Annotated in this window: 12 protein-coding genes; all 12 read right to left on the reverse strand. The window is 30.1% G+C overall.

Features of this window, described 5'->3' with window-relative positions; genetic code table 11:
- Positions 1-9: 9 nt before the first annotated feature.
- The 12 genes from rseP to dprA all read right to left on the reverse strand — a co-directional run bounded on the left by rseP (position 10) and on the right by dprA (position 12,726).
- The gene (gene rseP, locus BLS77_RS07800) at positions 10-1,020 is read right to left on the reverse strand and encodes an RIP metalloprotease RseP (RefSeq protein WP_175490818.1); all 1,011 of its coding nucleotides are present in this window, start codon (positions 1,018-1,020) and stop codon (positions 10-12) included.
- A gap of 13 nt (positions 1,021-1,033) precedes the next feature.
- Positions 1,034-2,194 (reverse strand): 1-deoxy-D-xylulose-5-phosphate reductoisomerase, encoded by a 1,161-nt coding sequence (locus BLS77_RS07805; RefSeq protein ID WP_089967797.1) that lies wholly within the window; start codon positions 2,192-2,194, stop codon positions 1,034-1,036.
- A 37-nt stretch (positions 2,195-2,231) separates the two neighbouring features.
- Positions 2,232-3,245, reverse strand: coding sequence for an AI-2E family transporter (locus BLS77_RS07810; protein ID WP_089967800.1), 1,014 nt, complete (start codon positions 3,243-3,245; stop codon positions 2,232-2,234).
- Positions 3,246-3,486: 241 nt separating this feature from the next.
- The gene (locus BLS77_RS07815) at positions 3,487-4,281 is read right to left on the reverse strand and encodes a phosphatidate cytidylyltransferase (protein WP_089967804.1); all 795 of its coding nucleotides are present in this window, start codon (positions 4,279-4,281) and stop codon (positions 3,487-3,489) included.
- Positions 4,282-4,299: 18 nt separating this feature from the next.
- Positions 4,300-5,061, reverse strand: a complete 762-nt coding sequence (locus BLS77_RS07820) for an isoprenyl transferase (RefSeq protein WP_089967806.1) — start codon at positions 5,059-5,061, stop codon at positions 4,300-4,302.
- Between the two features lie 111 nt (positions 5,062-5,172).
- A complete protein-coding gene (gene frr, locus BLS77_RS07825) occupies positions 5,173-5,724 on the reverse strand; it encodes a ribosome recycling factor (protein ID WP_089967808.1) in 552 nt (183 codons plus the stop codon).
- A 15-nt stretch (positions 5,725-5,739) separates the two neighbouring features.
- A complete protein-coding gene (gene pyrH / locus BLS77_RS07830; RefSeq protein WP_089967812.1) occupies positions 5,740-6,453 on the reverse strand; it encodes a UMP kinase in 714 nt (237 codons plus the stop codon).
- 74 nt (positions 6,454-6,527) lie between these two features.
- The gene (gene tsf / locus BLS77_RS07835) at positions 6,528-7,436 is read right to left on the reverse strand and encodes a translation elongation factor Ts (RefSeq protein ID WP_089967815.1); all 909 of its coding nucleotides are present in this window, start codon (positions 7,434-7,436) and stop codon (positions 6,528-6,530) included.
- 100 nt (positions 7,437-7,536) lie between these two features.
- A complete protein-coding gene (rpsB, locus tag BLS77_RS07840) occupies positions 7,537-8,256 on the reverse strand; it encodes a 30S ribosomal protein S2 (RefSeq protein ID WP_089967818.1) in 720 nt (239 codons plus the stop codon).
- Between the two features lie 295 nt (positions 8,257-8,551).
- Positions 8,552-9,328, reverse strand: a complete 777-nt coding sequence (codY, locus tag BLS77_RS07845) for a GTP-sensing pleiotropic transcriptional regulator CodY (protein WP_089967821.1) — start codon at positions 9,326-9,328, stop codon at positions 8,552-8,554.
- 208 nt (positions 9,329-9,536) lie between these two features.
- A complete protein-coding gene (topA, locus tag BLS77_RS07850; RefSeq protein WP_089967824.1) occupies positions 9,537-11,627 on the reverse strand; it encodes a type I DNA topoisomerase in 2,091 nt (696 codons plus the stop codon).
- 46 nt (positions 11,628-11,673) lie between these two features.
- The gene (dprA, locus tag BLS77_RS07855; protein ID WP_089967827.1) at positions 11,674-12,726 is read right to left on the reverse strand and encodes a DNA-processing protein DprA; all 1,053 of its coding nucleotides are present in this window, start codon (positions 12,724-12,726) and stop codon (positions 11,674-11,676) included.
- Positions 12,727-12,735 lie beyond the last annotated feature (9 nt).

Genomic DNA, 12,735 nt, shown 5'->3' on the forward strand with positions numbered 1-12,735 from the left:
TATCCTCTCCTAAAATTTAATTGGGAATAATACATCCTTAACTGTAATTAGTATCATAAATCCAAAAAGAAGTATCATTCCTATATAGTTTACAGTAGCTACAATTTTATCTGGAACTTTTCTTCTAGTTATTAACTCAATCAATAGTATAACTGTCCATCCTCCATCTAATGCTGGGAATGGTAATAAATTAAATACCGCTAAGTTAACACTTATAAAAGCTGTGAAATACATAAGATTCAAGATACCACCTTTTGCGGCTTCCCCTGATAGTCTAATTATTGTTACAGGTCCACCTACATCAGTTTTTAAGTTTGCTTTTCCTGTAATTAGCATTTTTAAGCCTTTAAATGTTTGAACTATAAGTGTCTCTGTTTGTTTAAAACTTTGCTTAAACCCTTGGTAAAACGTTGGATTTTCTATTCTAACAAAGCTAACCCCTATAAGATATTTACTTTCATCATCTATTTTGGGAGTTATTGTTACTTCATTAATCTCTCCTGATCTTTCAAATCTTATATCTACAGGATTCCCCTTTGACATAACAATTCCCATTGCTACATCATCTTTTGAAAATACCTTATCTCCATTTATATTCAAAAATTTATCTCCATTTTGAAGACCCGCCTCATATGCAGGAGTGTTTTCCTGCACGCCTCCAACTTCTGGAAGGCTATATCCATTTTTAGATAGTATTATTGTGAATAAAACTAAAGCTAATAAAAAATTCATTATTGAACCAGCTAAAATTACACTTATTCTTCTTAAAGGAGATTTTGATGAAAAGCTTTTATTATCTTCAACTTCTTCCTCTTCTCCAAGCATTTTAACATATCCACCTATTGGCAGAATACCAATAGAATATTTAGTTTCTTTTCCCTGAGCTGAAAATATTTTAGGTCCCATTCCAATAGCAAACTCTTCAACTTTTATTCCATTAACCTTGGCCATTACAAAATGTCCAAGTTCATGAACAATTATAAGTAAACTAAAGGCAAGCATAGCAAAAACTATATACACGTACATCACTCTCCTAATTATATATTGATCTAATATATTTCCTTACTTTTTCATCTAATTCTAAAATATTATTTAAATTTAATTCTTTAGTTGCATCTTCCTTAAAATATTCCATACATTCTTCTATTATTTCAGCAACTTGCAGAAATTGTATTTTTTCTTCTAACAATAAAGCTACCGCTTCTTCATTAGCTCCATTTAATACAGTCGGCGTTAATCCACCTTTTCTTCCCGCCTTAAATGCTAACTTTAAGCATTTAAAAGTTTCAAAATCTGGTCTTTCAAATGTTAATGATCCAACTTCATAAAAATTTATAGAATTTGCAACTTCAGCTTTTCTTTCTGGATAATTAATTGCATATTGTATTGGCAACCTCATATCTGCTGACCCAAGTTGAGCAATAATACTTGCATCCTTATATTCAACCATTGAATGAATAATACTTTGTGGATGAACAACCACTTCAATATTATCATAATCACAATTAAATAAGAAATGTGCTTCTATAACTTCTAACCCCTTATTCATAAGGGTAGCAGAATCTATTGATATTTTTTTACCCATTTTCCATTTAGGATGCTTTAATGCCTCTGCCACTGTAACTTTTTTTAAATACTTTGTATCTTTTCCTCTGAAAGGTCCCCCAGAAGCTGTTAATATAATTTTTTTAATATCCTTTTCAGTATATCCACTTAAAGCCTGAAATATAGCACTATGCTCTGAATCTACAGGTAAAATCTTAGCCCCCATATCCCTAGCCTTATTCATTACAAGTTCTCCTGCAACAACTAGCGTCTCCTTATTAGCTAATGCAATATCTTTTCCAGCTTCAATTGCACAAAGAGTTGGCACAAGTCCTATCATACCAACTATAGATGTTACAACCATTTCTATTTCATCTAATGAAGCTATAGTTTTAAGCCCATCCATACCCTCAAGCACTACTATATCTAAGTTATTACTTATGCAATAATTTTTAATATTTTTTGCACTTTCAATATCCATCATGCCTACATATTTAGGTTTAAACTCATCTATTATTTCTTTCATTTTTTCTATAGATGAATTAGCTGTTACCCCTATTATTTTAATTTCTTCCCCTGATTTCCTAACTACATCTAATGTTTGGGTTCCAACTGATCCTGTAACCCCTAGTATTGAAATGTTTTTCATTTTTACCTCCTTAGTTTAGAGACCTTCAAAAAATAAATTAATTTTTATTATTATTTTTTTTTGAAAGAGCCTTATTTCCTTGTATACTTTGTTTTTTATTTGTATAAATTATATCTTTTGCAATTATAGAATAAATTGGCCCTGCTATAATACCTATAACTCCAAATATATTCACCCCTATGTATATAGAAAGCATTACAACTAACGGATGTATATCTAATTTACTACTTAAAAACTTTGCTTCTAAAATTTGTTTATTTATAAGTACTAATAGATATAGCGCAACAAATCCTATTACTATTAAATATCTCTTCATTATAATATTGTATATTATAATTGGTATAAAAACAATTATTGTTCCAACATAAGGTAATATATCTAACATACCACATATAATTCCAAGAAATAAACTATTTTTAACCCCTAATATTTTAAATCCTATAACTATAATAACCGTACTTACAATCACTATTAAAACTTCTATTAAAAATACTTCCTTTAAATTTTTTTTCTTAATATAAATGCTTTCTATTATTTTCTTAGAAAATACATTTGATAGCAGATCTAACACTTTGTCCTTATCTACAAGTATAAAATATGTAGCTACATTACCTATAAAATATCCTATAAAACTGCTTCCAGTTATAGACGCTCCCTCTGCTATCATTGGCGTACTTATAATTTTGCTTAAAGTTTCTATTCCTTTATTTAAATCAAAATTAAGTAATACTTTTATATTGTTCAAAAAAATATTTACTGTTTCTATATTTCCTATATATAACTTATGAAATATTCCTATTAAGTTATTTCCAAAATAAAAAATTGTAAACCCTAATAGAAAATTAATTAAAATTATGCTTATTACTGCTGCAACTTTATTATTCATTTTAAACTTTACCAGAATTTTATAACTTGGAGTAGTAAATAAAAGCATTATTAATATAATAAAAAATGGTTGGAAATAAATCTTTATACTTAAAGTAATTATTACTAAAACTATAAATAAAACAATCAAATTAATAATTTTTTCATATTCATTATATATTTTCATAATCTCTCTCCTTTTACCTTGTAGTAAAAGTATATTACTTTTAAGTTTATTCAATTACTCCTAAAGTAGCTATTTTTAAAATAACTACTCATATTTCGGCCTATTTTGAGCTATAGTTCTTAGGCTAGCACAAAACATCCTCAAAATTTTCACTTGTTATTTTCTTTTAGCTCCCTTATATAAATATAGAACCATACGCAAATGCGTACGGTTCTATATTTTATATATAAAAAATAATTTATTAAATTCCCACTATAAATGTTAAGTAATAAAATACCACTGTAGCATTAAATAATATAGAATCAAACCTATCTAATATTCCCCCATGTCCAGGAATTAGATTACTATAATCCTTAATTCCAACATATCTTTTTACTGATGATGCAACTAAATCTCCAAACTGACCCATAACTCCACACAGTGCACCTATTAAGAAATAATGTATAATTGCAACTTGTGGAACAAAAGAGCTTATTATAATTCCAAAAACTCCACAACCTATTGTACTTCCAAAAAATCCCCCAATTGAGCCTTCAATAGTTTTTTTAGGGCTCACTTTAGGACAAAGTTTTCTTTTTCCTAAATACTTCCCTGCATAATAAGCACTTGTATCCGCGAGCCAAGACCCTATAAATATTAGCCATACTAAGTAAGCTCCACCTACTTTGTTGTTTACAAGAGGTATAAAGCTAAATAAAACAACTACGTAAATAAATCCAAATAAAGTTATGGCAACATCTATAAATGTGTATTTTTGATCTATTATTGGCATACATAATAAAACAAATGTCGCAATTATTACTAAAAACATTAGTGTTTCGAAATTATTATTTGTTATATAGAAGATTATTAATAATATATACCCAACTATTGATATTGGATTAAATTCCTTTTGTTTTAGTGCATTATAGAACTCATATAGTCCAAACGCTGATAATACTATTGTAAATCCTTTTAAATAAGGACCTCCAAGTAATATAAATATTATAAATGGAGCTATCATTAATGCTCCTAAGTACCTGTTATCCGATTTCATAATATCCACCTCACTTCTTTATACGCCGCCAAATCTTCTATCTCTATTTTGATAATCATATATAGCTCTATGTAAATCCTTTTCTTTAAAATCTGGCCAATTTACATTTGAATACCAAAATTCTGAATAAGCACATTGCCATAATAAAAAATTGCTAATTCTTTTTTCTCCAGAAGGTCTTATTATAAGATCTGGATCTGGAGTACCCTTTGTGTATAAATAACTTTCAAAAATATCATCTGTAATATCATCTAAATTTATTATACCCTTTTCTACATCTTTAGATACAGCTTTTACAGCTCTTAATATCTCATCTCTTCCGCCATAGTTAAAAGCAATATTTACAACTACTCCCTTATTATCTTTTGTTAACTCTACTGCATCTTTAATTTCTTTTTGGCAGTCATCAGCTAGCTTTGTTGTATCACCTAAAATTTTAATTACAACTCCATTAGCATTAAGTTCACCTATTTCATTTCTTAAATATTCAACTAAAAGTTTCATAAGAGCTCCAACTTCGTCCTTTGGTCTCTTCCAATTCTCAGTTGAAAACGCATATAAAGTTAAGTATTTTATTCCAAGTACGTGTGATTCTTTTATTATTCTTCTTATTGATTCTACACCTGCTCTATGACCCATAGTTCTTGGTAATTTTTTTTCCTTAGCCCATCGACCATTCCCATCCATAATAATGGCAATATGCTTTGGTATGTTATTTCTATCTATTTCAATTTCTTTATTTTCAACTTTATGTTTTTTAGATTTAAAAAATCTTAACATACTCATCCCCCCGCCATTTTCTTTAGGCATCTTCAAAAAAATAGACTAGCATATTAACTAGTTATTTTTTTGAAGATGCCTTATGGAAAAGAACCTGCAATTAAGCAGGTTTTATATTGACATAACTTCTTTTTCTTTTGCTAATATTAAAGCATCTATTTCTTTAACTACAGCATCTGTTACTTTTTGAATCTTATCTTCGCCGTCTTTAATTTCATCTTCTGAAAGACCATCTTTCTTTAAAGCTTTAATCTTTTCGTTTGCATCTCTTCTTATAGATCTTAATGCAACTTTTGAATCTTCTCCAGCTTTTTTAACTTTTTTAACAAGATTTTTTCTAGTTTCTTCAGTTAATTCTGCTACTATTAATCTAATAACAATTCCATCATTTGATGGATTTATTCCTAAATTTGAAGTTAATATTGCTCTTTCTATATCTTTTAGCATGCTTTTATCCCAAGGCGCTATAACAAGCACTCTAGGTTCTGGTGCTGAAATATTAGCAACTTGACTTATAGGGCACATGCTACCGTAAGCTTCAATTTGAATCTTATCTAACATAGTAGGATTTGCTCTACCAGCTTTTAATGTAGCTAAATCTGAGTTTAAAACTGAAATAGTTTTGCTCATTTTTTCTTCTGCTAATTTTATAATACTTTTCATTTACAAACACCTTCCTTATTTCTTACAAACTAACGTTCCTATTTTTTCACCACTTATAGCTCTTTTTATATTTCCTTCTGTTTCTAATCCAAATACTAATATTGGAATACTGTTGTCCATACATAATGACGTTGCAGTTGAATCCATAACTTGTAATCCTTGTTCTAAAACTTCTATATATGATAGTTTATCATATTTTTTAGCATCTGAATACTTATTAGGATCTTTATCATAAACTCCATCAACGTTTTTAGCTAAAAGAATAACATCAGCTTCTATTTCAGCCGCTCTTAAAGCTGCAGTAGTATCAGTTGAGAAATAAGGATTTCCTGTTCCTGCTGCAAAAATTACAACTCTTCCCTTCTCTAAATGTCTAACTGCTCTTCTTTTTATAAATGGCTCTGCAATTTCTTTCATTTCTATAGCTGTTTGAACTCTAGTCATTACACCCATACCTTCTAGTGCGTCTTGAAGTGCTAAAGCATTTATACAAGTTGCAAGCATTCCCATATGATCTGCTGTAGATCTGTCCATACCTTCTCCTGTTCTACCTCTCCATATATTTCCACCGCCAACAACTAAGCCAACTTCAACTTCCATTGCTATTAAGTCCTTTACTTCTAGTGCGATCTTTTTAAGTACGTCAAAATCAAATCCAAAGCCCTTTTTACCAGCTAATGCTTCTCCTGAAATTTTAAGTACAACTCTCTTATATGCAGATTTTTTCATATTAGTACCTCCACGAATTCATTTTTTAGCTTGTTCTCTTTAAAAAAAGAGAACACAAAAGTGTTCTCTCGGTATTATTTGCCCATGTTTGCAACTTCTTCTGCAAAGTTATTTTCAGCCTTTTCAATACCTTCTCCTCTTTCGAATCTTACGAATCTTGAGATTGAGATTGGTGAACCAACTTCTTTTGATTTTTCTTGAAGATATTTAGTTATAGTTAAATCTCCGTTTTTAACCCAAACTTGCTCTAAAAGACAAACTTCTTTGTAATACTTTTGAATTCTTCCCATAACCATTTTTTCAACGATTTTTTCTGGTTTTCCTTCATTTAAAGCTTGAACTCTATATATTTCTTTTTCTTTTTCTAAAGACTCATTATCTACTTGAGTTTTATCTAAGAATAATGGGTTAACTGCAGCAATTTGCATACATACATCTTTAGCAACTTGCTTTAGAATTTCGCTATCTGTATCACAAGCAAGTTCAACGATAACTCCTATTCTTCCACCACCATGGATGTAGCTTTGAACTATCCCAGCTTCTACTGTGAACTTTCCAAATCTTCTAACTGTCATATTTTCGCCTAATCTAGCGATTAATGAAGTTAATGCTTCTGCAATTGTAGTTTCTTCTTCATACTTTTCAGCAATGAATGCTTCAATTGTAGTAGCTGAAGTTTTTGAAGCCATTTCAGCAACCTTTGTAGCAAAACCTACAAAATCTTCGTTATCTGCAACGAAATCTGTTTCACAGTTAACTTCTACTATACCAGCAATTTTATTATCTTCTGATATGAAAGTTTTAACTATTCCTTCAGCTGCAACTCTTCCAGCTTTTTTAGCTGCTGCTGCTAATCCTTTTTCTCTTAATACTTCAACAGCTTTTTCCATATCTCCCTGAGTTTCTGTTAAAGCCTTTTTACAATCCATCATTCCTGCGCCAGTTCTTTCTCTTAATACCTTAACTAATTGAGCAGTTATCATAGTAGATTCCTCCTTAGAGATAATTGTAATCTCTTTTATTTAGTTTTAAAGGTAAATGAAGGAAACCCCTCACCTACCTCTTAAAAATTATTTATAAAATTTATTCAGCTGATTCTTCTGATTCTTCTGATTCTTCGTTTTGTCTTCCTTCTATAACAGCGTCACACATTCTACCAGTTATTAACTTAACCGCTCTTATCGCGTCATCATTTCCTGGTATTACATAGTCAACTTCTTCTGGATCACAGTTAGTATCAACTATTGCTACTACTGGAATTCCTAAGATTTTAGCTTCTGATATAGCGTTCTTTTCTTTTCTTGGATCAACTACGAACATCGCACCAATATTATTAGCATCTAGGTTTCTTATTCCACCTAAGTTCTTTTCTAGTTTTTCCATTTCGCCTTTAAGCTTTATAACTTCTTTCTTAGGTAATACATCAAATGTACCATCTTTTTCCATAGTTTCTATAGCTTCTAATCTCTTTATTCTTGTTTTGATAGTTTTGAAGTTTGTTAACATTCCACCTAACCATCTATTGTTAACGAAGTGCATGTTTGATCTTAGTGCTTCTTCTTTTATTGCATCTTGAGCTTGTTTCTTAGTTCCTACGAATAAGACATCCTTACCCTCAGTTGAAACTTCTCTTATGAAGTTATAAGCTTCATCTACCTTTTTAACTGTTTTTTGAAGATCTATTATATATATTCCGTTTCTTTCTGTGAATATATAAGGAGCCATCTTAGGGTTCCATCTTCTTGTTTGGTGTCCAAAATGTACACCTGCTTCTAATAATTGTTTCATTGAAATTACTGCCATTGTTTGTTACCTCCTAGGTTTTTACCTCCACTGTCTTCTTTCTTATAAAGTTTCCGTTTAAGGCACCATCTTTATAAATTAGACAATGTGTGTATTTTAGTTCTTAGTTATTATAACATAATGTTAATTTAGTAGCAACATTTTTTATTTTCTATTTTTATATCTTCCTAAGGCCTCATCAAAAAAAAGCACGATATATAAATTAATATATCATGCTTTTATTAAGACGTCTTTTTAAAAAACAACTAATCATTGTACCTTGTACCTTGTTTTGTTATTTTTTTAAGATGACTAACTATTTAATTTTCTTTAATTCATCTAATAGCTTTTCATTTAATATCTTAATATGGGTACCCTTCATACCAAGAGATCTTGATTCAATAACTCCAGCACTTTCGAACTTTCTTAAAGCATTAACTATAACACTTCTAGTTATTCCTACTTTATCAGCTATCTTAGATGCAATTAACAAACCTTCCATTCCATCTAATTCATGAAATATATGTTCAACTGCTTCTAATTCCGAATATGATAATGTACCAATCGCTAATTGAACTACAGCTTTCTTTCTTGCTTCATCTTCTATTTTATCTTGCTTAGCTCTTAACATTTCCATACCAACTATTGTAGAACTATATTCAGCTATTACTAAATCATCATCAGTGAATGGTTCTTCAAATCTAGCTAATAAAACTGTTCCAAGTCTTTCTCTATTTCCTATAGTAGGTACTATAGTTGTTATCTTATCCTTCATTATACATGAACCTTCACCTTCAAATACACAAAGGCCTTTATTATTTAAATTAGCCATAGTTTCATTTACATTTAATAACTTTTCATTATACTCCTCTGGGAATCTTTTCTCATCAACAACATGTTTCTTCATTATTTCACACTCAAATTCTTTAGAAAAACTATGCCCTAATATTTTCCCTTTTCTACTTACAACATATACGTTACAAGAAAGTACTTCACTTAATATTATACATATATCTTCAAATGATACAGCTTCTGTCCCTGACTTTTGAAGTATTTTATTTAGCTTTCTTGTTTTATTTAATAATGATGACATTTAATCATCCTCCTTAATTGCCCTCTAGTAACTATATTTTAAATATTTAGAATATTTAAAATGTTTTAAATTTTTAAAACATTTTTGCCACCAATATATACTATCACAAGGCTTGCTTTATTTCAACAAATTTCACAATGTTTTCGACATTACACCTTATAAGGAGGTTAATTTATTACTTCATTAGTCTGTAATTGATTTCTTTTTCTTAATTATTATTTGTCTCTTTTACAACTTCTATTTTATGGTTACACTCTTTATTTGAGCATTGTATGAAATTCCCTTTAGTTTTACTATATTTTAACACCATGTAAGCATTGCACTCCGGACATTTATCCTTAACTGGTTCATTCCAACTAACAAAATCACAAGCTGGATAACTAGAACATCCAAAGAATTTTTTACCCTTCTTACTCTTTTTAACAACAACCTTTTTTTCACACTTAGGACAAGGTGTATCAATTTCCTCAACTATTGGCTTTGCATTCTTACATTCCGGATACCCAGGACAGGCTAAGAAGTTACCATATCTTCCATGTTTAATAACCATCATTTGCCCACACTTATCACAAGGAACCTCACTAACTTTATCTTCTATAACAACTTTTGAGATTTCTTTTTCTGCTTTTTCTATTGCTACTTGCAACGGTGCAAAGAACTCCCCAACAACTTTTCTCCATTCCTCATTACCACTTTCAATAGAATCTAAGTTTCGTTCCATCTCAGCAGTGAAATCTACATCTACTATTTGCTTGAAATATTCACTAACTATATTGTTAACAATAAATCCAAGTTCTGTTGGAAGTAGATTTTTCTTTTCTCTTTCTACATAAGTTCTTCCAAGTAAAGTAGAAATAGTCGGAACATAAGTACTTGGTCTTCCTATTCCCTTTTCTTCTAATATTTTTACAAAGGATGCTTCTGTATACCTTGCTGGTGGTTGTGTAAAATGTTGAGCCGCTTCTATTGATTCCGCCTCAAGTATTTCACCCTCTTCTAAAACTGGTAATGTTACTACTTCAGCATCTTCTTCTGTTGCATATTCATAAAGCTTCATGAATCCATCAAATTTTATTGTTGATCCACTAGCTCTTAATTTATAATCTCCATTTTGTATTTCTATTGAGTTTGTATTCATTTCACAAGAAGTCATTTGACTTGCCACAAATCTTTTCCATATTAAAGTATATAACTTATATTGCTCTCCTGTTAAATTTCCTTTTGCAATTTCTGGCGTAATCTCTATATGTGTTGGTCTAATAGCTTCATGAGCATCTTGAATATTTTTCTTGCCTTTATAAACTCTCGGAATATCTGGAACATATTTTTCTCCATACATTTCAGCAACTAATTCCAAAGCTTTTACTTGTGCCTCATCTGCTATTCTCATAGAGTCTGTTCTCATATAAGTAATTAGTCCTACTGTTCCATAACCTTTAACTTCAACCCCTTCGTAAAGAGTTTGAGCTATAGACATGGTTCTTTTAGTCATGAAATTTAATTTCTTTGAAGCATCTTGTTGAAGTGTGCTTGTAGTAAATGGTGGCAGTGGATTTCTAGTCTTTTCACCCGTCTTTACTTTCATCACCTTAAAGTCACTCTTTTTAAGTTTATTTATAATTTCATCTGCTTCTTCTTTACTAGTAATATCTATTTTCTTACCCTTATAGGTAGTTAATTTCACATCAAATTTCTTCTTTTCTTTTTTCATATTACAATCTACAGTCCAATATTCCTTAGGAATAAATGCCTTAACTTCTTCTTCTTTATCACATATAAGTTTTAATGCTACTGATTGTACTCTTCCCGCACTTAATCCCCATCTTACATTTTTCCAAAGAATTGGACTTATTTCATAACCAACAAGTCTATCTAATATTCTTCTAGCTTGTTGTGCATCTACTAAATCTAAATCTATTTTTCTTGCAGCTTTAATAGAAGCTTTAACTGCACTTTTTGTAATTTCATTAAATACAATTCTACAACTTTCGTCTTCTGATATTTTTAAAATATTTGCTAAATGCCATGAAATAGCTTCTCCTTCACGGTCAGGATCCGTCGCCAGATAAATTTTATCAGCTTTTTTAGCTGCTTTTTTTAATTTATTTAACAATTCGCCTTTTCCTCTTATAGTTATGTATTTAGGATTAAAATTATCCTCTATATCAACGCCTAACTTACTTTTAGGCAAATCTCTTACATGCCCCATTGATGCTTCAACAGTATAATTTTTCCCAAGATACTTCCCAATAGTTTTAGCCTTTGCTGGTGATTCTACTATTACAAGATTATGTCCCATACAAAAAACTCCAGTATAAATACGGAGTTTGCACCCCCCTTATTTCTTATGATAATTTAGCGTAATAATTTCCCGGAAGGCAAATTATTTCATTTCTATTTTGCATTTCAAATAATAACCCAAACAATACCGCTCTGTCAACATTTACCCTTTCTATTATGTCATCTAAATGTTTAGGTTCACTACTAATAACTGTTAAAAGCGCATCTTTAACTCCATTTCCTACTTTAGCATAACTATTTTTATAAATTCCAAAAAATGTTCGAAGATCTTCCATTTCCGCAAAAGTACTTGCTCCATCACCAATAAGTTTATTACACCCAGTACTATTACTTTGAAGAACAGATCCTGGCACTGCCATTACTGATTTGCCCTCTTCTAGGGCATATCCTACAGTAATTAAAGAACCGCTTTTAAGAGATGCTTCTATTACTACTAGTTTTTCACTTAACCCACTTATTATTCTATTTCTTCTTGGAAAGTTATAGCTTATTGGCTCAGTACCTGGAAAAAATTCTGATAATAATAATCCTGTTCTCTCTATGTCTTTATATAACTTCTTATTTATTTTAGGATAGACCACATCTATTCCACAACCTAATACTCCAATAGTTCTTCCGCCCTCCTCAACAGCAACTTTATGCGCAATTGAATCAATTCCACTTGCAACGCCACTTACTATTGTTATAGAATTTAAGCACAGTTCTTTAGTTATACGTTTTGTTACTTCTCTTCCATAATTAGTGCAGTTTCTTGATCCAACTATTCCACCTGTTTTATCTTTTAAAAGACTTTTATCTCCTTTGTAAAATAATATATACGGAGGTTGTTTAAGATTCATTAATGACATTGGATAATCTATAGATGTGTAGGTTATATAGCCAATGCCTTCTTTATTTAAATATTTTTTAAATTCTCTTATTTCATTTAATGTTATTGTTTTTAAATTATTTATTCTTTTTCCACGTAATATTCTAGCCTTTACTATATTATCAATATTATTATGTATAACTTCTTCATTTTCATACATACCTAATAATTTAATTTTACTTTCGTTAGAAATTTCAAGTAATATAAACCACAATATAAATTCTTCCACTAATATCAC

It is taken from the genome of Clostridium gasigenes, assembly GCF_900104115.1.
Classification (GTDB): Bacteria; Bacillota; Clostridia; order Clostridiales; family Clostridiaceae; genus Clostridium; species Clostridium gasigenes.